20 protein-coding genes and 1 tRNA gene are annotated in these 21,198 nt (G+C 66.7%); 11 read left to right on the top strand and 10 right to left on the bottom strand.

Annotated features, from left to right (window positions below):
* Positions 1–73 precede the first annotated feature (73 nt).
* Positions 74–1,759 (bottom strand): aspartate-alanine antiporter, encoded by a 1,686-nt coding sequence (aspT, locus tag ACIP1U_RS05170; protein WP_400312830.1) that lies wholly within the window; start codon positions 1,757–1,759, stop codon positions 74–76.
* Between the two features lie 265 nt (positions 1,760–2,024).
* The gene (locus ACIP1U_RS05165; protein ID WP_400312457.1) at positions 2,025–2,774 is read right to left on the bottom strand and encodes a M48 family metallopeptidase; all 750 of its coding nucleotides are present in this window, start codon (positions 2,772–2,774) and stop codon (positions 2,025–2,027) included.
* Between the two features lie 205 nt (positions 2,775–2,979).
* Here ACIP1U_RS05165 and ACIP1U_RS05160 point away from each other — a divergent pair, with 205 nt between their 5' ends.
* Both ACIP1U_RS05160 and ACIP1U_RS05155 read left to right on the top strand, forming a co-directional pair.
* Positions 2,980–3,258, top strand: coding sequence for a BrnT family toxin (locus tag ACIP1U_RS05160; RefSeq protein ID WP_400312455.1), 279 nt, complete (start codon positions 2,980–2,982; stop codon positions 3,256–3,258).
* The gene (locus ACIP1U_RS05155; RefSeq protein ID WP_400312453.1) at positions 3,233–3,520 is read left to right on the top strand and encodes a BrnA antitoxin family protein; all 288 of its coding nucleotides are present in this window, start codon (positions 3,233–3,235) and stop codon (positions 3,518–3,520) included. The genes ACIP1U_RS05160 and ACIP1U_RS05155 overlap by 26 nt, the downstream gene beginning before the upstream one ends.
* 73 nt (positions 3,521–3,593) lie before the next feature.
* Here the strand turns inward: ACIP1U_RS05155 and ACIP1U_RS05150 are convergent.
* A tRNA-Leu gene (locus ACIP1U_RS05150) sits at positions 3,594–3,678 on the bottom strand.
* Positions 3,679–3,872: 194 nt separating this feature from the next.
* Between ACIP1U_RS05150 and ACIP1U_RS05145 the strand changes: the two genes are divergently transcribed.
* Positions 3,873–4,793 carry an alpha/beta hydrolase gene (locus ACIP1U_RS05145; protein ID WP_400312452.1) on the top strand — a complete coding sequence of 307 codons (921 nt, stop codon included), beginning with the start codon at positions 3,873–3,875 and terminating at the stop codon, positions 4,791–4,793.
* Between the two features lie 9 nt (positions 4,794–4,802).
* Here the strand turns inward: ACIP1U_RS05145 and ACIP1U_RS05140 are convergent, their stop codons facing one another.
* The 4 genes from ACIP1U_RS05140 to ACIP1U_RS05125 form a co-directional block, all read right to left on the bottom strand.
* A complete protein-coding gene (locus ACIP1U_RS05140) occupies positions 4,803–5,714 on the bottom strand; it encodes an NAD(P)-dependent oxidoreductase (RefSeq protein ID WP_400312828.1) in 912 nt (303 codons plus the stop codon).
* 14 nt (positions 5,715–5,728) lie between these two features.
* Positions 5,729–6,910, bottom strand: coding sequence for an ABC transporter substrate-binding protein (locus ACIP1U_RS05135; RefSeq protein ID WP_400312450.1), 1,182 nt, complete (start codon positions 6,908–6,910; stop codon positions 5,729–5,731).
* 66 nt (positions 6,911–6,976) lie between these two features.
* The gene (locus tag ACIP1U_RS05130; protein WP_400312448.1) at positions 6,977–8,149 is read right to left on the bottom strand and encodes a methyltransferase; all 1,173 of its coding nucleotides are present in this window, start codon (positions 8,147–8,149) and stop codon (positions 6,977–6,979) included.
* A 101-nt stretch (positions 8,150–8,250) separates the two neighbouring features.
* Positions 8,251–9,192, bottom strand: coding sequence for a CysB family HTH-type transcriptional regulator (locus ACIP1U_RS05125; protein WP_400312447.1), 942 nt, complete (start codon positions 9,190–9,192; stop codon positions 8,251–8,253).
* A gap of 165 nt (positions 9,193–9,357) precedes the next feature.
* On the opposite strand from ACIP1U_RS05125, the gene ACIP1U_RS05120 reads away from it, so the two are divergent.
* From ACIP1U_RS05120 to cobA, 7 genes are all read left to right on the top strand, one after another.
* Positions 9,358–10,131, top strand: coding sequence for a sulfite exporter TauE/SafE family protein (locus ACIP1U_RS05120; protein WP_400312446.1), 774 nt, complete (start codon positions 9,358–9,360; stop codon positions 10,129–10,131).
* Between the two features lie 28 nt (positions 10,132–10,159).
* Entirely contained in the window at positions 10,160–11,842 is a 1,683-nt protein-coding gene (locus ACIP1U_RS05115; RefSeq protein ID WP_400312444.1) for a nitrite/sulfite reductase, read from the top strand.
* Between the two features lie 18 nt (positions 11,843–11,860).
* Positions 11,861–12,445, top strand: a complete 585-nt coding sequence (locus tag ACIP1U_RS05110; protein WP_400312442.1) for a DUF934 domain-containing protein — start codon at positions 11,861–11,863, stop codon at positions 12,443–12,445.
* On the top strand, positions 12,442–13,284 hold the full coding sequence (locus tag ACIP1U_RS05105; RefSeq protein WP_400312440.1) for a phosphoadenylyl-sulfate reductase: 843 nt from the start codon (positions 12,442–12,444) through the stop codon (positions 13,282–13,284). The genes ACIP1U_RS05110 and ACIP1U_RS05105 overlap by 4 nt, the downstream gene beginning before the upstream one ends.
* 87 nt (positions 13,285–13,371) lie before the next feature.
* Positions 13,372–14,349, top strand: a complete 978-nt coding sequence (cysD, locus tag ACIP1U_RS05100; protein WP_400312438.1) for a sulfate adenylyltransferase subunit CysD — start codon at positions 13,372–13,374, stop codon at positions 14,347–14,349.
* Between the two features lie 24 nt (positions 14,350–14,373).
* Positions 14,374–15,678, top strand: a complete 1,305-nt coding sequence (locus tag ACIP1U_RS05095; protein ID WP_400312437.1) for a sulfate adenylyltransferase subunit 1 — start codon at positions 14,374–14,376, stop codon at positions 15,676–15,678.
* 38 nt (positions 15,679–15,716) lie between these two features.
* Positions 15,717–16,517: a uroporphyrinogen-III C-methyltransferase gene (gene cobA / locus ACIP1U_RS05090; RefSeq protein ID WP_400312435.1), complete on the top strand. Its 801-nt coding sequence runs from the start codon at positions 15,717–15,719 to the stop codon at positions 16,515–16,517.
* A 247-nt stretch (positions 16,518–16,764) separates the two neighbouring features.
* Here cobA and ACIP1U_RS05085 read toward each other — a convergent pair whose 3' ends face one another.
* Genes ACIP1U_RS05085 through lptF form a run of 3 tightly spaced genes read right to left on the bottom strand, consistent with a single transcriptional unit; the run spans position 16,765 to position 19,462 of the window.
* Positions 16,765–17,160 (bottom strand): sirohydrochlorin chelatase, encoded by a 396-nt coding sequence (locus ACIP1U_RS05085; RefSeq protein WP_400312433.1) that lies wholly within the window; start codon positions 17,158–17,160, stop codon positions 16,765–16,767.
* A gap of 8 nt (positions 17,161–17,168) precedes the next feature.
* Entirely contained in the window at positions 17,169–18,338 is a 1,170-nt protein-coding gene (gene lptG, locus ACIP1U_RS05080) for an LPS export ABC transporter permease LptG (protein WP_400312431.1), read from the bottom strand.
* Positions 18,335–19,462 (bottom strand): LPS export ABC transporter permease LptF, encoded by a 1,128-nt coding sequence (gene lptF / locus ACIP1U_RS05075; RefSeq protein ID WP_400312429.1) that lies wholly within the window; start codon positions 19,460–19,462, stop codon positions 18,335–18,337. Before lptF ends, lptG begins: the two co-directional genes overlap by 4 nt.
* 187 nt (positions 19,463–19,649) lie before the next feature.
* Between lptF and ACIP1U_RS05070 the strand changes: the two genes are divergently transcribed.
* Complete coding sequence (locus ACIP1U_RS05070) at positions 19,650–21,188, top strand: leucyl aminopeptidase (protein WP_400312427.1); 1,539 nt, start codon at positions 19,650–19,652, stop codon at positions 21,186–21,188.
* The last annotated feature ends 10 nt before the right edge of the window (positions 21,189–21,198 follow it).

The following is a 21,198-nucleotide window of genomic DNA, read 5'->3' as shown; positions in this document are numbered from 1 at the left end:
TGATGCGGGTTGGGAGAGGCGTTGCATCGTCTTGGGGTGGTGGTGGGTAATCGGTGTGTGCGCCGGCATCGTGCTAGCGCGCCAGCGCGCCTGCCATTGCCACCGCTATGGGGCCCAGCAGCGGCAGCAGCACGTTGGAAATGGCATAGGTGATGGTGTAGCCGATCACGGGCGTGCCGTTGCCGGCGGTGTTGGTGAGCGCCATGATGGTCGGCGTGCTGCAATGCTGGCCGGCAACCGCGCCGAGCAGGATCGGGGTTTCCAGCTTGAGCCACCAGTGGCCGATCGCAAGCGAGATCGCCGCGGGCACCACCGAGACCAGGATGCCGGCCACCGGCAGGATCAATCCGTATTCGCGCACCAGCGTGACCGCGTCCGGCCCGGCCGACAGGCCCACCGCGGCAATGAACGTGGCCAGCCCGAAGTCCTTGAGGATCTCCGCCGCCGGCGACGGCAGCGAGCCCACCACCGGGGCGCGTGCGCGCAGCCAGCCGAAGGCCAGTCCCGATACCAGGCAACCGCCGCCGGTGCCCAGGGTCAGGTCGGCCTGGCCCACCTTCACGCTGAGCGCGCCGAGCAGCATGCCCAGCAGCACGCCGACGCCGAGGAACACGAAATCGGTCTTGACCGTCGGCGTGACCAGGTAGCCAAGCTCCGGCACCACGCGCTGCACGGCTTCCTGCGGGCCGCTCAGCGTCAGCACGTCGCCTCGGCGCAGCACGGTGCTGGCAAGCGTTGGAATGCGATGCTCCATGCGCGTGATGCGCTGGATGTAGACGCCGCGCGCCAGCCCTACGTCGGCCACCTGGCGCAGCCGCGCCAGCGACAGGCCCGCGACTTCCTTGCGGGTGAGCAGCACGTCCTGCTCGGCCTGCACGGCATCCATGCCGGGTTCCTCGGGCAGCTCGGTGCCGACGTTGCGCGCGAAGTCGACCATCGCGTCGCGCCGGCCCACGGCCAGGATCACATCGCCGTCGCGCAGGATTTCGTCCGGCGCCGGGCGGAAGGTGTCGCCACCGCGGCGGATGCGGCGGATGGTGACGCCAAGCTGCACGGTCCGCTCGGCATCGATGACGGTCTTGCCCGCGATCCGTTCGACCCGCAGCAGGCGGCCCACCAGCAGCGGCAGCGCGCTCCGCTGGGCGTCGCCCATATCGTTCTCGCCGCCAAGCTTTTGCCACAGCTGCGCGGCGGATTCGCGCAGGTTCACCCGCAGCAGCCATGGCGCGAGCTGGCTGGTGAACAGCACGATCGACACCAGCCCAAACAGGTAGGTCACGCTGTACGCGGTGACGATATTGGTCTGCAGCACGCGCACCTGCTCGGCCGGGATGCCGAGCCGCGCGATCGCTTCGGAAGCGGTGCCGATTACCGCCGATTCGGTGGCGGCACCGGCCAGCAATCCTGCCGCCGTGCCCTGGTCCAGCCGCAGCAGCGGAACGGCGATGGCCAGCAGCGCCAGCAGCACGAACACTTCCACCAGCGACAGCAGGCCGATGCGCCATTCGCGCCCGACATTGGCAAAGAACTGCGGACCGCCGGTGAAACCCAGCGCAAAGATGAACACGGCAAAGGCCACGTTCTTGACATCGTCGTCGAGCTTCACGCCGGACTGCCCGATCACCAGCGCGGCGATCAGCGTCCCGCAGATGCCGCCAAGCTGGAACGGGCCGAAGCGAATCGCACCGATCGCATGGCCAACCGCCAGCGCAAGGAACAGTGCGATTTCTGGCTGCCCTGCAAGCAGGGCGGAGAGCATTTCCATGGCGCGGCGGCGTGTCCTCGGGGCGGGAAAGACAATGACTGCGATGCCACACCGACCGGCAAATGCAGCGTGAGGCATTATCCCCGCCGGTTTCGGGCCGGCATATTGAAAGCTTTTTTGACTGAATTAAACGCTGTCAACATTCCGCGCGCGGGAATGCGCAGGGCATTGCGCATGACGCGCGCAATGTCTGCAAGGAGGAACGCAGGGAGCGGCCGCGCCCCCCGAACGGGGGGCGGCGCAAGAGAATGCGGCGCGCTCAGCGCCCGCCGGCCAGGCGATCTTCGATATGCTTGGCGCGTTCCAATGAACCGGGGTGCGTGCTGAGCATGCTCGACTGGCCGCCGTCGAGCTGGGACATCTTGCGGAACGCCGACGCCAGTGCCTGCCGGTTGGCGCCGTTCTTGGTCAGCAGGTTGAAGGAGTAGTCGTCCGCAGCGGTTTCCTGGCGCTGCGAGAACTGCGCATTGACGAAAGTCTCGGCAAGCGCCCCGATCTGCGACGACGACAGCGCCGTCAGCGAAGCGATGCCGGTCGACCCCAGCAGGCCGCGCGCGGCCGCGGTGGTATAGGCCACCTGCATCGCCGCCTTGGTGTGTCCCAGCGCCACATGGCCGATCTCATGGCCGACCACGCCGCGCACTTCGTCGTCGGTGAGGAAGTCCATCAGTCCGCTGTAGACGCGCACGCAGCCATTGGCCATGGCCCACGCGTTGATGTCCTTGGTCACGTAGACCTTGGCATTGAGCGGCAGCCCGGTATTGCCCAGCCCGCTCATCACGTTCGCGAGCCGCTTGGCGTAGGTGCTGTCGGGCGGCGCAATCGAGTTCTTCTGGTCCATTTCCGCGCACGACTGGTCGGACAGCGTCTTGACGTTGGTGTCCGACAGCGTGGCCGCGGTGAACAGGCTGCCGCCGGCCTGGGTCAGGTTTTCCATATTGGCGCCGGCGCAGCCGGCCAGCAGGGTGGCGCAGGCGAGGGTGAAAACTGGGAGGATGGACTGCTTCATGGTGAACTCCGCTGACATTGGCACTGCCATAGGATAGGAATCCGCTCGGTCATCTGCCAGTGGGCGGCGTCCGACACGGCTGGCGTGGAAGGTGGCTTGCCGCCGGCTGGTCCTGCCAACGGGGGAGCGAAGATAGCGCTTGGCACTAGCTCTTTGTATATACAATAAACCTTGCATCTTCCAAGGAATGTATATACAATCTGCTATGGAAATCAGCTATGACGCTGCCAAGAACGCGCGGAATGTCGCCGAACGCGGATTGTCGTTCGATCAGGTCAGGGACTTTGATTTCCACAGCGCGCGAATCGCGATCGACGAGCGCCGGGATTACGGCGAGCCTCGATATGTCGCCGTTGGCTATCTCGGCGAACGCTTGCACGTGCTGTGCTTCACTGAAACCAGCACAGGGATTCGCGTCATCAGCTTTCGCAAAGCCAATCAACGAGAGGTATACAGCTATGGCAAGACGCGCCCCACTGATTGACGCTGGCGGGGAAGTCCGTGAGCTGACCAGTGACGATCTTGAGCAGTTCCGGCCAGCCACAGAAGCGCTTCCCGAATCACTGCGAACCAAGCTCGGTGTGCGGGGCCCGCAGAAGGCGCCGACCAAGGTCGCGCTGTCGCTGCGTGTGTCCCCTGAAGTTATTGAAGCGTTTCGCGCCACGGGAAGAGGCTGGCAGACGCGTATGGATGCTGCGCTGATCGACTGGCTGAAGACGCACCGGCCAGAAGAATTGATGGTGTGAACGGGCGATGCAAGCAGGAGCCAGCGAGAAATGCCGCGCGCTGGAACTGGCCTGCGGCAGGCAAACGGAAATCTGGTGCCCGGGGTCGGACTCGAACCGACACGCCTTGCGGCGGGGGATTTTGAGTCCCCTGCGTCTACCTGTTTCACCACCCGGGCAGGTGTGACGGCATCGGAACCGATGCCGGGCTGAGCCGGCGATTATGCCGCAATTCCCCGCGACCGACAACCGGCCGCCATGGCGAGGGTAGTGGTCCGGATAACTGGTGCATGGCGATTGCGGTTAGCATCGCCGTCACCGCGCACCACGGAGGCCGCGGCAACCCGCCCACAGTCCGCATCCACCGACCGCCATGACCGACCAAGCGACGCTGGCGAGCCTCGCCAGCCTGCCCTCGCAGGATCCCGGCTTTTACGACCGCGAATACAACAACCGCGCCAACGTGCCGGACAACCCGGCGCATATGGCGCGCTGGGGCGAATGGTCGGCGCGGGTACGCGAGCGCGGTGGTTTTATCGCGGACCTGAGCTATGCCGATGCAGGTTCGCGGCATCCGCAGGATGAAACGCTGGACTATTTCCCGGCGCGAGCGGATGGCGGGGCAGCGCCGCCGCTGCTGGTGTTCGTCCACGGCGGCTACTACCGCGCGCTGGACAAGCGCGACCACAGTTTCGTCGCCAGCGTGCTGCCGGCGCTGGGGGTTTCAGTGGCGGTGGTCAACTATTCGCTGGTGCCGTCGGTGACGGTGCCCGACATCGTGCGGCAGGTGCTTCGCAGCGTGGCGTGGCTGTACCGGCAGTCCGTCGAGCTGGGGCATGACCCGCAGCGGCTGTTCGCCGCCGGGCATTCCGTCGGCGGCCACCTGGTGGCGATGCTGATGGCGGCGCGCTGGCCGCAGTTGGCGCAAGACCTGCCCGCGGACCTGGTCAGGGGCGGGCTGTCGGTCAGCGGGCTGTACGACATGGAGCCGCTGCGCCGCGCGGCGTTCCTGCAATGCGACCTGCGGCTGTCGGAAGACGATGTGGCACGGTTGTCGCCGGCGTATATGACGCCAGCCACCGCCGCGCCGCTGTCGCTCGCGGTGGGCGAGCTGGAAGCGGCCGAATACCACCGCCAGCATGCGCTGATGCGGGCGGCGTGGCGCGTCAATGTGGGCAATCCGGCAGCGAGCGATCTCGTGCTGCCGGGCTGCCATCACTTCAACGTGCTCGATGGCTTCCATGATGCTGACAGCGCGCTGGTGCGCGCGGCCCTGCGCCTGATGCGCAACTGAGCGTCGGGCTCAATCCTCCAGCACGCGCAGCAGCGACGAAGTATCGTCCTTGCCCCAGCCGTTGGCCATCAGCGTGCGCAACTGCGCCGAGGTGGCCTGCATGGCCGGCAGGTCCAGGCCGATTTCTTCGGCGATATCGCGCGCCAGCCCGAAGTCCTTGTCGTGCAGCCGCGCCTCGATGCCGGCCGCGAAATTGCGCGACACCATCTTGGGACCCATCAGGTCGAGCATGCGGCTGCCCGCCATGCCCGTCGACATCGCCTGCAGCACGCGGCCGGTATCGACGTTCTGCGCCGAGGCAAAGCGCATGGCTTCGGCGATGCCTTCGATATTGACCACCTGCGCGATCTGGTTGCACAGCTTGGCGACCTGGCCGGCGCCGTTGTCGCCGATATGCGTGATGGTCGTGCCCAGCAGCTCCAGCAGCGGCAGCACGCGCTCCAGCACTTCGAGCTTGCCACCGACCATGATGGTCAGCTTGCCGGACGCGGCAGCCGTGGTGCCGCCCGAGACCGGGCAGTCGAGCGCCTCGACGCCGCGCGCGGCCAGTGCCGCTGCGATCTCGCGCGTAACCACCGGCGAGATGGTGCTGTGGTCGACGCACACCGTGCCGGGTGCCGCGCCGTGGATCGCGCCTTGCTCGCCCAGCAGCACTTCGCGCACGTCGTCGGACGAGGTCACGTTGGTGAACACGACGCTGGCGCCGCGCGCGGCCTCGGCGGGCGTGAAGAACGGCTCCGCACCCAAGGCGCGCGCGGCCTCGGCGGCTTCGGGGCGGCGCACAAAGGCGCGCACGGTGTGTCCGGCGGCCAGCAGGTGGCGGACCATGTGCGAGCCCATGGCGCCCAGGCCGATGAAGGCGACAGTGACGGAAGGGGTGGAAGTGGTGGTCATGCGATGCTTCCTTTCAGAATGCCGGATTCGGCGGGCGACGGTTACTTGTCGCCCGCATAGGCGAACTTGCCGTTGCGGATCACCCCCATCACGCGCGAACGCTGGTCGAAGCCCTGGTGGTCCTTCGCGTTCAGGTTCAGCACGCCGTTGGGGATGGTGAGATTGGTGGTGGATTCCAGCGCGTCGCGCATGGCGGCGCGGAATTCGCGCGTGCCGGGCTGGGCGCCGGTCTTGAGCGCGCGGCGCGCGGCATCGTCCAGCAGCAGCCACGCGCCCCAGGCGTCGCCGGCGAACTGCGTCACGCTGTCGGCGCCGTACTTGCCCTCGTAGCGGTTGACGAAGTCCAGTGCGACTTTGCGCACGGGGTGGTTTTCGGGCAGCTGGCGCGCGACCACGACCGGGCCGGTGGGGAACAGCGTGCCTTCGACATCCTTGCCGCCCATGCGCAGGAATTCCCAGGTGGCGATGCCGTGGGTCTGGTAGACCTTGCCCTTGTAGCCGCGCTCGCCCAGCGTCTTCTGCGGCAGCACCGAGGGCGTGCCGGCGCCGGCGATCAGCACGGCGTCGGGGTTGGCGGCCATCAGCTTGAGTACCTGGCCGGTCACCGAGGTGTCGTTGCGCGAGAAGCGTTCGTTGGCCACAACCTTGATCTTGCGCACTTCGGCCAGCTTCGAGAACTCGCGCCACCAGCTTTCGCCATAGGCATCGGCAAAGCCGATGAAGCCGACGGTCCTGATGCCATGGTTGCTCATGTACTCGGTCAGCACCGTCGCCATGTGCGAGTCGTTCTGCGGCATCTTGAAGGCCCAGCGGCGCTTGGCGTCGGTCTGCGGCTCGACGATCGACGCCGAGGCGGCCAGGGCCACCATCGGCGTCTCGCCTTCGGACACGGCGTCGAGCGCGGCCAGGGCGGTCGGCGTGATGTTCGGGCCGACGATCACGTCGACCTTTTCCTCGGAAATCAGCTTGCGCACGTTGCGCACCGCCGCGGCCGGGTCGGAGCCGTCGTCCAGGATCACGTAATGCGCCTTCTGGCCGCCCAGCGTCTGCGGCCACATCAGCACGGTGTTCTTGGAGGGGATGCCGATCGAGGCCGCCGGCCCGGTGGTGGACACGTCGATGCCGACGCGGATATCCGCCAGCGCGGCGGCGCTGGCGCAGAGCAGGGTGGCAAGCAGGGACGCGACTCGGGCGGTGGGCAGCAGGCGGGGCAACTTCGGCATCTTGTCTCCTCCAGTCTTATTTGTGACGGGAAGGATAGCCGAACTCCGCCTGCAAGGGCACGCGCGTCAGCGCACGCCCAGGCGCCAGAGCGAGGTCACCTCGGCCGACCGCGCCGCATGCAGCGGATCGGTGGGGTCGGCGGCGCGCGGATGGCGCGGACGGATATCGGAGCGGCCCAGCACCTTCAGCCCGGCGGCCTCGATCCAGCCTTCCAGCTGCGCGCGCGGGCGCAGGCCCAGGTGCTCCGCCAGGTCGGATAGCAGCAACCAGCCTTCGCCGCCGGGTTCCAGATGCGCGGCCAGCCCATTGAGAAAGCCGCGCAGCATGGCGCTGTCCGGGTCGTAGACGGCACGCTCGACCGGCGAGCTGGGCCGGGCCGGCACCCACGGCGGGTTGCACACCACCAGCGGCGCGCGGCCTTCCGGGAACAGGTCGGCCTGCACGATCTCGACGGGGCCGGCGTAGCCCAGTTGGTCAATGTTCTCGCGTGCGCAGGCGAGCGCACGCGGGTCCTGGTCGGTGGCGACGATGCGTTGCACGCCGCGCCGGGCCAGCACCGCGGCCAGCACGCCGGTGCCGGTGCCGATGTCGAAGGCCAGCGACTTGGACGGCAGCGGCTCGGCGGCGACCAGGTCGACATACTCGCCCCGCACCGGCGAGAACACGCCGTACCAGGGATGGATGCGGTCTTCCAGTGCCGGGATCTCCACGCCTTTCTTGCGCCATTCATAGGCGCCGATCATGCCCAGCAGCTCGCGCAGCGACGCCACATAAGGCTCGCCCGCCGGGCCGTAGACCTGCTCGCAGGCTTCGCGCACATCGGGCGCGCGGCGCAGCGGCACGCTGTGGTCGGCCTCGAACGGCAGCAGCAGCATGCCCAGCGTGCGGGCGCGCTGCGACTGCGCCAGCCGGTGCAGGTGGAAGGCCTCGGTGGCGGAGCCGGGCGCGCCCTTGGCCCCCTTGGCTTTCTGGCCCGGCCGGCTGGCCTTCCTGGGCTTGCGCTCGATGCGCCGCGCCATGGCATTGAGCAGCTGGCGCGCGTTCTGGAAGTCGCCGCGCCACAGCAGGGCAGTGCCTTCGCAGGCGAGCCGGTAGGCGGTGTCGGCGCTGGTGGTGTCGTCGGCGACCACCACGCGGCGCGGCGGCGGGTTGTCGGCCTCGGAGCGCCAGGCGGCGCTGCGCTCGGTGCCGTCCTCGGTCCAGTGGATGCGGGGCAGTTCGCTGGTGGCTTCGCTCATGGGTTTGCTCACAGCGCCTCCGGCCGGCGCGGCGTGACGGATCGGGAATGCATGTTGGGTTTTGCTTCTTATATAGATAGAGAGGCGGCGGGCTGCCGCGCTCAGAGTTCGTAGGCTTCGTGTTCGCCCGACATGGCCTGTTCGACCAGCTTGCGGTTCAGCGTCGGCGAGAACAGCTCAATGAAGGTGTAGACAAAGCTGCGCAGGTAGGCGCCCTGCTTGACCGCCAGGTGCGTCACGTTGCTGCCGAAGAGGTGCCCGGCCGGGATGCCGCGCAGGTTGCGGTCGCGCTCGGCATCATAGGCCACGCCGGCGACGATGCCCACGCCCAGGCCGATCTCCACGTAGGTCTTGATCACGTCGGCGTCAATCGCCTCGAGCACGATGTCCGGCTTCAGGTGGCGCAGCTCGAAGGCCTTGTCGATCTTGGGCCGGCCGGCAAAGTTGGGGTCGTAGGTGATCAGCGGATAGGCCATCAGGTCTTCCAGCGCCAGATGCTTCTTGTCCAGCAGCGGATGGTCGGGTGGCGTAATCACCATATGCGTCCACTGGTAACCCGGCAACGACACCAGGTTCTTGTCGTCGGTGATGCCTTCCGTGGCGATCCCGATATCGGCCTGGTCATGCAGCAGCATGTCGGCGATCTGCGACGGGTTGCCTTGCTGGATCGACAGCCGCACCTTGGGGTAACGCTTGGTGAACTCGCCGATCACCCGCGGCAAGGCATAGCGCGCCTGGGTATGGGTGGTGGCGATGGTGAAGTTGCCCTGGTCTTGTGCAGCATAGTCCATGCCGACCCGCTTCAGGCTCTCGACTTCCTGCAGGATTTTCTCAACAGAGGTGAGAATGCGCCGCCCCGGCTCGGTCAGGCTGCGGATGCGCTTGCCGTGGCGCGTGAAGATATCGACACCCAGCTCTTCCTCCAGCTCGATGATGGCCTTGGACACGCCTGGTTGTGACGTGTAGAGCGCTTTTGCAGCTTCGGTCAGGTTGTAGTTCTGCCGGACGGCCTCGCGCACGAAACGAAACTGGTGGAGGTTCATATAACTCGGGTCGTATAAACAAACAACTTCTTATTAGTTTGAGGTATGAGGCCAGTTTATTACGATTCTCGAACTTTGTTAATGAACGTCCTGCCCTCAGTGCGTCCGCTCACAGCCCCGGGATTGTGATGCGCGCCTCACGGGCCAGGGCCCACCGAGTCCCCCATGTCTGTTGCCTATACCGTGTCCGGTCTGTTTGTAGGCGTCCTCGTCGGTCTGACCGGCGTGGGAGGGGGCTCGCTGATGACGCCGCTGCTGACGCTGCTGTTCGGCTTCTCGCCGGCCACCGCGGTCGGCACCGACCTGGCGTTCGCGGCCATCACCAAGGGCTTTGGCACCATCGCGCACCGCGCCCACGGCCATGTGCAGTGGCAGGTGGTGCGGCGCCTGTGCATCGGCAGCCTGCCGACGGCGGTCGTGGCCATCCTGGTGCTCAAGAGCGCCGGCGAGCTCAACGCCCAGTGGCTGCATGCGATCCGCGTGACCATCGGCGTGTCTGTTCTGCTGACCGTATTGTCGCTGCTGTTCCGCAAGCAGATGCTGGCCTGGCTCGAGCGTAACCCGCGCTTCCAGTTGCATGGCCGCGCGCAGGTCATCGCCACCATCGCGGTCGGCGCCGTGATCGGCGTGCTGGTGACGGTGTCGTCGATCGGTGCCGGCGCGGTTGGCGCCACGCTGATCCTGCTGCTGTATCCCCATATGAAGCCGGCCGAAGTGGCCGGCACCGACATTGCCTACGCCGTCCCGCTGACGGCGATTGCCGGGCTGGGCCATGTGTGGCTCGGCACGGTCGACTGGAATTTGCTGCTGGCGCTGCTGGTGGGTTCGATCCCCGGCATCTGGCTGGGCGCGCAACTGTCGCGGGCGCTGCCCGAGCGGCTGGTGCGCGCTGCACTGGCGACCACGCTGACGCTGGTCGCCATCAAGCTCGTCTCCTGAATTCAACGAATACTGAACGGACCCCGCCATGTATCAGTACGACCAATATGACCAGCGCATCGTCGCCGAGCGCGTCGCCCAGTTCCGTGACCAGGTGCGCCGCCGCCAGTCCGGCGAGCTGACCGAGGAAGAATTCCTGCCGCTGCGCCTGCAGAACGGCCTGTATATGCAGCGCCATGCCTACATGCTGCGCGTGGCGATCCCGTACGGCCTGCTGTCCTCCAAGCAGATGCGCAAGCTGGGCCATATCGCGCGCGAGTATGACCGCGGCTATGGCCACTTCTCGACCCGCCAGAACATCCAGTACAACTGGATGGACCTCGAGCGCGTGCCCGACGTGCTGGCCGAGCTGGCCAGCGTCGAGATGCACGCCATCCAGACCTCGGGCAACTGCGTGCGCAACATCACCACCGACCACTTCGCCGGCGTCGCGCCGGACGAGTCGGTGGACCCGCGCGTGCTGGCCGAGCTGCTGCGCCAGTGGAGCACGTTCCAGCCGGAATTCGCCTTCCTGCCGCGCAAGTTCAAGATCGCCATCTCGGCCTCGGCCGACGACCGCGCCGTGGTGCAGATGCACGACATCGGCATCTACGCCTACAAGAGCGCGGAAGGCGAAACGCGCCTGCGCATCCTGGCCGGCGGCGGCCTGGGCCGCACGCCGATCCTGGGCACGATCATCAAGGACGACCTGCCGTGGCAGCACATGCTGTCCTACGTCGAGTCGGCCATCCGCGTGTACAACCGCTATGGCCGCCGCGACAACAAGTACAAGGCGCGCATCAAGATCCTGGTGAAGGCCATCGGCGCGGAGAAGTTCGCGCAGGAAGTCGAGGAAGAATGGCAGCACAGCAAGGACGGCCCGGCCACGCTGACGCAGGCCGAGTTCGACCGCGTGGCGCAGTACTTCACGCCGCCCGCCTATGAAAAGCTGGCCGACACCGACGCCTCGTACGAGAACCACCTGCTGGAAGACAAGGCCTTTGCGCGCTGGGTCAGCCGCAACGTCCACGGCCACAAGGTGCCGGGCTACGCCGCGGTGACGCTGTCGACCAAGCCGGGCCTGGTGTCGCCCCCGGGGGACGCCACCGACGCGCAGATCGAAGCCGTGGCCGACCTGGCCGACCAGTTCGGCTTCGGCGAGCTGCGCGTGGCGCACGAGCAGAACCTGATCCTGCCGGACGTGAAGAAGCAGGATCTGTTCAAGCTGTGGGGCCTGGCCAAGAAGGCCGGCCTGGCCACGCCCAACATCGGCCTGCTGACCGACATCATCGCTTGCCCGGGCGGCGACTTCTGCTCGCTGGCCAATGCCAAGTCGATCCCCATCGCGCAGGCGATCCAGGAGCGCTTCGACGACCTCGACTATGTCCATGACCTGGGCGAGATCTCGCTGAACATCTCGGGCTGCATCAACGCCTGCGGCCACCACCACGTCGGCAACATCGGCGTGCTGGGCGTCGACAAGGACGGTTCGGAGTGGTACCAGGTCACGCTGGGCGGCGCGCAGGGCAACCAGACCGCGCTGGGCAAGGTGATCGGCCCGTCGTTCAGCGCCGAGGAAATGCCCGAGGTGGTGACCCGCATCATCGACACCTTCGTGGCCAACCGCATCGAAGACGAACGCTTTATCGAAACCCTGTCCCGCATCGGCATCGCCCCGTTCAAGGAGCGCGTCTATGCCGACAAACAGCCGCGCGAGCGCGCCGAAGCCTGAGGACCGGAGAGACTGAACATGGCAAAGATCATTCAACTGCAACGCGACGGTGCCAACGTCAACCCGGCGATCGTCGAAGACAACTGGACTGTGCTGCGCGCCACGGAAGCGCAACCGCTGAGCGAAGAGCGTATCGCCGCCGCCGTGCAAGGCCAGGACGCCGTGCTGTTCCCGCTGTCGGTGTGGAAGGCCAATGAAGCGCTGCTGGCCGGCCGCGATGCCGCCCGCACCGGCGTGTGGCTGGCGCCGGAAGACGAGCCGGGCGATGCCGTCGCGTACTTCGACCGCGTGTCGCTGGTGGCGGTGGACTTCCCGGTGTTCCGCGACGGCCGCGGCTTCTCCACGGCCTACCTGCTGCGCACCCGCTACAAGTGGGAAGGCCAGCTGCGCGCCATCGGCGACGTGCTGCGCGACCAGCTCAACTTCATGAAGCGCTGCGGCTTCGATGCCTTCGCGGTGCGCGCCGACAAGAACATCGAGGACGCCATCAAGGGCTTCACGGAGTTCACCGTGACCTACCAGGCCTCGGTCGACGAACCGCTGCCGCTGTTCCGCCGTGCCCGCACCGAAGGCGGCGCCGTGCAACCGAAGGCCACGGCATGAGCACGGTGCTGAGCGATATCCCCGTGGTGGATGCCGGCGCGGTATCGGCGCTGCGTCCGCCCGCGCTGTGGGTCGCGCCCGAGTACACCGGCAGCATCGAAGCGCTGGAGCAGAAGGAGCGCGAGCTGGGCGAGCGCCTGGCCGGCATCGCCGCGCGTTTCTTCCGCGCGCGCTTTGCCTCCAGCCTGGCGGCCGAAGACATGGTGCTGACCGATGCCATCCTGCGGGGCACCCCCGCCGTGCGCGCCGGCATCCGTGTCTTCACGCTGCAGACCGGGCGCCTCCACGCCGAGACGCTGGCGGTGCTCGACAAGGTGCAGTCGCACTACGGCTACAGCATCGAGCAATACACGCCGGACGCCGAGGCAGTCGAGAACTACCTGAAGAAGCACGGCCTGAACGGCTTCTACGACAGCATCGACCTGCGCAAGGAATGCTGCGGCATCCGCAAGGTCGAGCCGCTCAACCGCGCGCTGTCGCACGCCGACGCCTGGCTGACCGGCCAGCGCCGCGAGCAGGCCGTGACGCGCGCCGAGCTGCCGTTCGAGGAAATTGACGAAGCCCGCGGCATCCCCAAGTTCAACCCGCTGGCGGACTGGTCCGAGCCGGAGGTGTGGGCCTACCTGAAGCGCCACAACGTGCCGGTCAACGACCTGCACGCCAAGGGCTATCCCAGCATCGGCTGCGAGCCGTGTACGCGTGCGGTGCGCGCGGGCGAGGACGTGCGCGCGGGACGCTGGTGGTGGGAAAGCCGGGACACAAAGGAATGCGGATTGCACGAAGGCAATCTGCGTTCCGTCCCGGCTTCGGCGGAAGCTAACTTTGCGAAGCAAAGTTAAGGGCGTAGCCCGGCTGTAGCCACAGCATGGACTCGAAAGAGTGCGGGCTCCGCGAACAGAACATCAAGCATTGAGGCCGGTAAAAAAATGGGCATCATGAACGACATCGCAGAAGCAGGGTTGACGCAAACGAGCAGCGTGGCGCACCTGTTGCAGGTACAGAACGACCATCTTGACCGCCTGGAAGCGGAATCGATCTACATCATCCGCGAGGTGGTGGCCGAGTGCCGCAACCCGGCGCTGCTGTTCTCCGGCGGCAAGGACTCGATCGTGATGCTGCACCTGGCGCTGAAGGCCTTCCGCCTGGGCGACCGCAAGATCGAGCTGCCGTTCCCGCTGGTGCATATCGACACCGGCCACAACTACCCGGAAGTGATCGCCTTCCGCGACCAGCGCGTGGCGGAACTGGGCGCGCGCCTGGTGGTGGGTCACGTCGAGGATTCGATCAAGCGCGGCACCGTGCGCCTGCGCAAGGAAACCGATTCGCGCAACGCCGCGCAGGCCGTGACGCTGCTGGAAACCATCGAGGCGCACAAGTTCGACGCGCTGATGGGCGGCGCCCGCCGCGACGAAGAGAAGGCCCGCGCCAAGGAACGCATCTTCTCGTTCCGCGACGAATTCGGCCAGTGGGACCCCAAGGCCCAGCGCCCCGAGCTGTGGAGCCTGTATAACGCCCGCATGGCGCAAGGCGAGCAGATGCGCGTGTTCCCGATCTCGAACTGGACCGAGCTGGACGTGTGGCAGTACATCGCCCGCGAAAACCTGGCCCTGCCGCCGATCTACTACGCGCACCAGCGCGAAGTGGTGCGCAAGAACGGCCTGCTGGTCCCGGTCACGCCGATTACGCCCATGCAGGACGGCGACGTCAGCGAAGTGCTGTCGGTCCGTTTCCGCACCGTTGGCGACATCAGCTGCACCTGCCCGGTGGCCAGTGTTGCCGATTCGCCGGAAGCGATCATTGCCGAGACCGCGGTGACCGAGATTACCGAGCGCGGCGCCACCCGCATGGACGACCAGACGAGCGAAGCCTCGATGGAGCGCCGCAAGAAGGAAGGCTATTTCTAAGCCGACGCAGCAAAGGACTCAGACATGACTCACCAAGCAACTCATCAAGGCCTGCTGCGCTTCATCACCGCCGGCTCCGTCGACGACGGCAAGAGCACGCTGATCGGCCGCCTGCTGTACGACAGCAAGGCTGTGCTGTCCGACCAGCTGACCGCGCTGGCCAACGCCAAGAACAAGCGCACCGCCGGCGAGCAGATCGACTTCTCGCTGCTGACCGATGGCCTCGAAGCCGAGCGCGAGCAGGGCATCACCATCGACGTGGCCTACCGCTACTTCTCGACCGCACGCCGCAAGTTCATCATCGCGGATACGCCGGGCCACGAGCAGTACACCCGCAACATGGTCACCGGCGCGTCGACCGCGCACGCGGCCATCGTGCTGGTCGATGCCACCCGGGTGACTGTCAAGGACGGCCGCGCCGAACTGCTGGCGCAGACCAAGCGCCACTCGGCGATCCTGAAGCTGCTGGAAATCCAGCATGTGATCGTGGCGGTCAACAAGATGGACCTGGTCGAATTCAGCGAGCAGACCTTCAACGAGATCCGCACTGCCTACGCCGAACTGGCCGAGCAGCTGGGCCTCAAGGACGTGCGCTACGTGCCGGTGTCCGCGCTGCGCGGCGACAACATCGTGCACGAGAGCGACGCCACGCCGTGGTACCAGGGCGAGCCGCTGCTGCCGCTGCTGGAAGAACTGCCGGTGGAAGAAGCCGCGCCCGAGGACGACGCCGCGCTGCGCTTCCCGGTGCAGCTGGTGATCCGCCAGGACGGCTCGCAGTCGGACGATTTCCGCGGCTATGCCGGTCGCGTGGAAGCCGGCACCGTGCGCGTTGGCCAGAAGCTGCGCGTGCTGCCCGCCAACCGCGAAGCGGTGGTTGCCGAAGTGCTGACCCCGAACGGCGCCGCTGAATCTGCCAACGTCGGCGACACGGTCACCGTGCGCCTGGCCGAGGATGTCGATGTATCACGCGGTGACATGTTCGTTGCCGCCGACGCGACCGCGGCCTCCGCCAAGAAGCTGCAGGCCGACCTGTGCTGGTTCGACGACGAGTCGCTGAACCCGTCGCGCAAGTACGTGCTCAAGCACACCACGGCCAGCGTGTTCGCGCGCGTGTCGGCAGTGGACCGCGTGCTGGACGTGCATACGCTGTCGCATGAGACCGGCCGTCACGACATCCGCCTGAACGATATCGGTTCGGTGCAGATCTCGCTGCAAAAGCCGATCGTGTGCGATGCCTATGGCGACAACCCGGCGACCGGCGCCTTCGTGCTGATCGACGAAGCGACCAACCACACGGTGGCGGCAGGCATGATCCGTGCGTTCTCCTGATCGGTAACGAACAGGAACGAGCGGACAAGGGGCAACAGATGGACAAGCAGGCACGCAAGACTTACGGCAAGGTGTTCCTCATCGGGGCAGGCCCCGGTGCGGCAGACCTCATTACGGTGCGTGGTGCACGGCTTTTGGGCGAAGCCCAGGTGGTGCTGCACGATGCACTGGTGTCGCCGGAGATGCTGGCCTGGTGTCCCCAGGCGGAGCTGGTCGAAGTCGGCAAGCGCTGCGGCCAGCGTTCTACCGCACAGCTGTTCATCAACCGCCAGATCGTCGACCTCGCCAGCAAGTACGAACGCGTGGTGCGCCTGAAGGGCGGCGACCCGATGCTGTTCGGCCGCGCCGACGAGGAACTGCAGGCGCTGGAAGCGGCCGGCATCGAGTATGAGGTGGTGCCCGGCATTACCGCCGCGCTGGCGGCCGCGTCGGCCATCGGCAAGCCGCTGACCAAGCGCGGCGTGTCGCGCAGCGTGGCGTTTGCCACGCAGGCGAAGGCGGCGGACGGAGAGGGCTCGCCCGATATCGAAGCCGCGGTCAAGGCCGACACGCTGGTCTATTACATGGGCCGCGACCAGGCCGCTTCGATTGCCGCGCAACTGATCGCGCACGGCAAGCCCGCGTCGACGCCGGCATGGGTGGTGGAAGCCGCCACCACGCCGCGCCAGCGCAGCCGCGAGTTCACGCTCGGCCAGATGGCGTCGGGCGAGGCCGCGGCCTGGATCGACCCGGTGCAGCCCTCGCTGTTGATGATCGGCGCGGCGCTGGCTGCGCGTGCTACCGAAGCGCCGCGGGAGAATGCGAGCGTGACTGAAGTGCGTGCGCAGCACGCTGCCTGATTTTTCAGGGGCGCCGCGCTGGAAATGCGAGTGTTTTCTCCCCTCTCCCATTTATGGGAGAGGGGCGGGGGAGAGGGCGGGAGTCTCCACGGAGTGAGTGCCGTCGTTCTTGCCACGCGCCCGCCCTCTCCCCCTGCCCCTCTCCCGCAAGCGGGAGAGGGGAGGAAACCGATGCATCGACGCGTCAAAGAAAATACCCCGTGCGGAAATTCGGCACGGGGTATTTTTCATTGAGGTCGTCAGGACTTCAGGATGCGGGCGGAGCCCCAGGCAGCGACGCCATGCAGTAAGCCGCGATCGCATCCAGCACCGCATCGGACTCGCCGACCGCGGCCACGCAATGGATGCGCAGGCCGGGATAAGCCTGCCGGCACTGGTCGAGCAGGGCAGGCAGGTCGCGCCGGATGTGGCCGCCCTGGCCAAAGAACACCGGCACCACCGTGACCTCGCGCACGCCGCCCGCGGCAAGTTCCGCCAGCGTATCCGGCAGCAGTGGCGACATCAGTTCCAGGAACGCCAGCCGCACCTCGCAGCCGGGCAGGGCGGCAACCAGCTTTTGCTGCAGCCGCTCGAACGGCTCGCGCCAGCGCGCATCGCGCGCGCCGTGCGCGAACAGGACCAGGGCGCGATCGGAGGCTGCCATGGCCGTGCTCAGTGCCGGTCGACCCAGCGCAGCGCCAGTAGCGCCACCATCAGGTAGAGCGTGCCTGGCACCAGCGCGGAGACGATGGGTGGCCAGGTGTGCAGCAGGCCGACGTGCGAGAAGAGCGTATTCGACAGGTGGAACGACAGCCCCAGCATGATGCCGCCGAACACCTTCACGCCGACGGCCCCGGCACGGGCGTGCAGGTAGGCGAAGGGCAGGGCCAGCGCCACCATCACGAACAGCGTCAGCGGGTAGATCACCTTCTTCCAGAACGCGATCTCATAGCGCTGCGTGTCCTGCTTGTTGTCGCGCAGGTGGCGGATATAGCGGAACAGGTCCAGCGTCGACATCCGCTCCGGCGTCACCAGCAGCACCGACAGGATCTGCGGCGTCAGCTCCGAGTGCATCGCCACGCGAGGGAAATTCAACTGCTCGGCGCGGAAATCCGGTGCCAGGGCATCACGCGGCGCCGGGCTCTTGGCCGCATCGGCCTGCGGCATCAGCTCGGTAAAGCGCGTCTCGCTGACCCCTTGCAGTTCCCACGCCTGGCCGCCCTGGTAGCGGCCTTCCTTGGCCACGCGGATCACGCGCAGCCGGTATTGCGGGTCAAACTCGTAGATCGTGACGCCAGTGATGGTCTGGTCCGGCCGCAGCCCCGCCACGTTGACGAAGCGGGTGATCTCGCCACCGCCGGCCGGGTCCTGGTCGCGGTCCTTGACCCAGACGCCGGAACGGAAGCCCGCGGACACCGTCGCGCCGATCGCCTCGAGCTTGATCTTCTGCGCGTACTGCTCCGCGCGCGGGCCGATGAACTCGCCGAAGAGGAAGGTCACGAGCGCCAGCGGCACCGCCAGCTTGAACAGCGAGAAGAGCGCCTGCCGCGTATTCAGGCCGGCGACACGGAAGATGGTGAACTCAGACTGGCTGGCCAGCTGCGAAAACACGTAGATCGCACTGATCAGCACCGCGATCGGCAGCACCTCGTAGACCCGGGTAGGGGCCTGCAGCAGCACGTGGAACAGCGCCACCAGCGAGGTGTACTGGGCGTTGACGTTCTCCAGCTCATTGAGCATGTCAAAGAACACGAACAGCGACAGCACCGCGAACAGGATGAAGGCGAACACGCCATAGACCAGCCGCCCGAAGTAGCGTTCATAGACGCGCAGGATCCTCATGCCTGGCTCCCGCTGGTGGCGGCATTGCGCCGTTTCAGGCCGAACACGGCGCGCCAGCCGCCCAGGCTGCGGTTCTGCCGGTAGCGGAACAGCACCAGCGCCCCGAGGAACACCGTCAGATGGATCGGCCACCAGGCGAGCCAGAACGGCACCGAGCCATTGCGCACCCAGGACTGCGTCAGGTTGACGAGGTTGCTGTACGTCAGGTAGATCAGCACCGCGAACACCAACGGTGTATAGCGGCCCAGGCGCGGGTTCACATAGGCCAGCGGGATCGCGATCATCACGAAGTTAAAGGCCAGGATCGGCAGCGAGATGCGCCAGATCAGCTCGCCCAGGTTCTCGCGCGTGGGGTTGCGGATCAGCTCGATGGTGTCGCGGCTCTTGGGCGGCAGCTTGGCTTCGGACTCGGGCGGCTTGCTGTCCACCTTGACCGCGTAGCGTTCGAACTCGACGATGCGGTAGTCAATCTGGCCGGGCGTGCCGGAATAGCGGCGGCCGTTCTCCATCACCACCATGCGGTCGCCATTGGGCATGGTCTCGAACTTGCCCTGGTGCGCCAGCGCCACGCCGATCTTGTCGGCTTCGGCATTGGCGACGAAGACATTGCGCGCATGCTTCATGTCGGGGTCCATGCCCTCGATGAACAGCACGTAGTTGGCCTTGGCGGGCTCGATGAAGCGGCCGGCGGCGATCATCGACATCACCCCGCGCTGCTCGAAGCGGTCGCGGAACAGCGCGCTCTGCTGGTTGGCCCACGGCCACGCAAACATGCCCAGCAGCAGCGCCAGCAGGATGAACGGCGCGGCGAACTGCAGCACCGGCTTGACCAGGTCGCGCAGCGAAATGCCGGCCGAGAACCACACCACCATCTCCGAATCCTTGTACCAGCGCGTGAGCACGATCAGGGTGGAGATAAACAGCGTGGCCGACAGCAGGATGGACAGATAGCCGATGGTGGCCAGGCCAATCAGCATCAGCACGTCGTTGGGACTGGCCTTGCCGCTGGCGGCCATGCCCAGGATGCGGATCACGAGCGACGTGAGCATGAAGGTCAGCATCACCAGGAACACCGCCCCGGCGGTGTAGGCGAGCTCGCGTCGCAGGGCTTGTTGAAGGATCATGCAGGTTCGGTTCCGGGCTGCCGGCCGGAGCGGGCGATGTGCCGTGCGAGGTGCCTGGCAGAACAGCGGGCTGGCAGCACAACTGGCTGTCAGCGTGACCGGGGCGTATCAGCGGCGGCAGGTCGCGGGGTAAAAATCGCGGATAATGGAGGCTTTCGTGTCTAACGAGCCCCTGGAAGGAAGCGCGATGGAATTTAGCACAAAAGCCCTGGATTTGAGCAAAGCCGGCCAAAATGGTTTCCTGGCGACCAAGACTGACTGCCTCGTGGTCGGCCTGTTCGAAGGCCAGAACCTTGCCGGCGTGGCCAAGGCGCTGGACACGGCCACCAAGGGCTTGGTGGCGCGGCTGGTCAAGCAGGGCGATTTCGAAGGCAAGCGTGGCACCCACCTGATGCTGCACGAAGTGGCCGGCGTCGGCGCCGCGCGCGTGCTGCTGGTGGGCCTGGGCAAGGAAGCCGAATTCTCGGACAAGGCCTTTGCCGACGCCGTGCGCACCGCGGTGCGTGCCTTGTCGTCCACGCGCGCCACCACCGCGCTGTGGTGCCTGGCGCAGCAGGCGCCGCAGCAGCGCGACGTTTCGTGGGCCGTCATCAGCACCATCACGCTGGTGCGCGACGCTGGCTACCGGCTGCTGGAGCGCCACCCTGGCCTGAAGCGTGCCAATGCCAACGGCAAGGCCAACGGCGCGGACAAGTCGTCGCTGCGCAAGGTCGTGATCGCGGTGGACAGCAGCGACGCCCGCGCGGCCACCCAGGCCGCGGTGCGTGGCACCGCCATCGCCAACGGCATGGAAGTGACGCGTGACCTGGGCAACCTGCCTTCCAATATCTGCACCCCGACCTACCTGGCCAATGCGGCGCGCAGCATCGCCAAGCGCCACAAGCTCAAGGCCGAAGTGCTGGGCCGCAAGCAGATCGAGGCGCTCAACATGGGCGCCTTCCTCGCCGTGACCAAGGGCAGCGAGGAGCCGCCGCAGTTTATCGTGCTGCGCTACGACGGCGCCGGTGCCAAGCAGGCGCCGGTGGTGCTGGTCGGCAAGGGCATCACCTTCGATACCGGCGGCATCTCGCTCAAGCCGGGCGAGGGCATGGATGAGATGAAGTACGACATGTGCGGCGCCGCCTCGGTGCTGGGCACCATCCAGGCCGTAGCCGAGATGGGCCTGAAGCTCAATGTCGTGGCCGTGGTGCCGACCTGCGAGAACATGCCCAGCGGCATCGCCACCAAGCCGGGCGATGTCGTCACCAGCATGTCGGGCCAGACCATCGAGATCCTGAACACGGACGCCGAGGGCCGCCTGATCCTGTGCGACGCGCTGACCTATGTCGAGCGCTTCAAGCCGGCCGCGGTGATCGACGTGGCCACGCTGACGGGCGCCTGCATCATCGCGCTGGGCCACCAGAACAGTGGCCTGTACTCGCGCTCCGACATGCTCGCCGACCAGCTGCTGCAGGCCGGCCGCCACGCCATGGACACCGCCTGGCGCATGCCGCTCGATGACGAATACCAGGACCAGCTCAAGTCCAACTTCGCCGACATGGCCAATATCGGCGGGCGCCCGGCGGGCAGCGTGACCGCGGCTTGTTTCCTGTCGCGCTTCACCGAGAAATACGACTGGGCTCACCTGGACATCGCCGGCACGGCCTGGAAGAGCGGCGCGGCCAAGGGCGCCACCGGTCGCCCGGTGCCCCTGCTGACGCAGTTCCTGATGGACCGCGCGGCCTGACGGCCGCAGT

This window comes from Cupriavidus sp. NPDC089707 (genome assembly GCF_044748965.1).
GTDB lineage: Bacteria > Pseudomonadota > Gammaproteobacteria > Burkholderiales > Burkholderiaceae > Cupriavidus.
This window is presented reverse-complemented; position numbering and strand designations above follow the sequence as displayed.

Coding starts and splice junctions, on each gene's coding strand:
- aspT (WP_400312830.1), bottom strand. CDS start 1,759: ATGCTCTCCGCCCTGCTTGCAGGGCAGCCAGAAATCGCACTGTTCCTT.
- ACIP1U_RS05165 (WP_400312457.1), bottom strand. CDS start 2,774: ATGAAGCAGTCCATCCTCCCAGTTTTCACCCTCGCCTGCGCCACCCTG.
- ACIP1U_RS05160 (WP_400312455.1), top strand. CDS start 2,980: ATGGAAATCAGCTATGACGCTGCCAAGAACGCGCGGAATGTCGCCGAA.
- ACIP1U_RS05155 (WP_400312453.1), top strand. CDS start 3,233: ATGGCAAGACGCGCCCCACTGATTGACGCTGGCGGGGAAGTCCGTGAG.
- ACIP1U_RS05145 (WP_400312452.1), top strand. CDS start 3,873: ATGACCGACCAAGCGACGCTGGCGAGCCTCGCCAGCCTGCCCTCGCAG.
- ACIP1U_RS05135 (WP_400312450.1), bottom strand. CDS start 6,910: ATGCCGAAGTTGCCCCGCCTGCTGCCCACCGCCCGAGTCGCGTCCCTG.
- ACIP1U_RS05130 (WP_400312448.1), bottom strand. CDS start 8,149: ATGAGCGAAGCCACCAGCGAACTGCCCCGCATCCACTGGACCGAGGAC.
- ACIP1U_RS05125 (WP_400312447.1), bottom strand. CDS start 9,192: ATGAACCTCCACCAGTTTCGTTTCGTGCGCGAGGCCGTCCGGCAGAAC.
- ACIP1U_RS05120 (WP_400312446.1), top strand. CDS start 9,358: ATGTCTGTTGCCTATACCGTGTCCGGTCTGTTTGTAGGCGTCCTCGTC.
- ACIP1U_RS05115 (WP_400312444.1), top strand. CDS start 10,160: ATGTATCAGTACGACCAATATGACCAGCGCATCGTCGCCGAGCGCGTC.
- ACIP1U_RS05110 (WP_400312442.1), top strand. CDS start 11,861: ATGGCAAAGATCATTCAACTGCAACGCGACGGTGCCAACGTCAACCCG.
- ACIP1U_RS05105 (WP_400312440.1), top strand. CDS start 12,442: ATGAGCACGGTGCTGAGCGATATCCCCGTGGTGGATGCCGGCGCGGTA.
- cysD (WP_400312438.1), top strand. CDS start 13,372: ATGGGCATCATGAACGACATCGCAGAAGCAGGGTTGACGCAAACGAGC.
- ACIP1U_RS05095 (WP_400312437.1), top strand. CDS start 14,374: ATGACTCACCAAGCAACTCATCAAGGCCTGCTGCGCTTCATCACCGCC.
- cobA (WP_400312435.1), top strand. CDS start 15,717: ATGGACAAGCAGGCACGCAAGACTTACGGCAAGGTGTTCCTCATCGGG.
- ACIP1U_RS05085 (WP_400312433.1), bottom strand. CDS start 17,160: ATGGCAGCCTCCGATCGCGCCCTGGTCCTGTTCGCGCACGGCGCGCGC.
- lptG (WP_400312431.1), bottom strand. CDS start 18,338: ATGAGGATCCTGCGCGTCTATGAACGCTACTTCGGGCGGCTGGTCTAT.
- lptF (WP_400312429.1), bottom strand. CDS start 19,462: ATGATCCTTCAACAAGCCCTGCGACGCGAGCTCGCCTACACCGCCGGG.
- ACIP1U_RS05070 (WP_400312427.1), top strand. CDS start 19,650: ATGGAATTTAGCACAAAAGCCCTGGATTTGAGCAAAGCCGGCCAAAAT.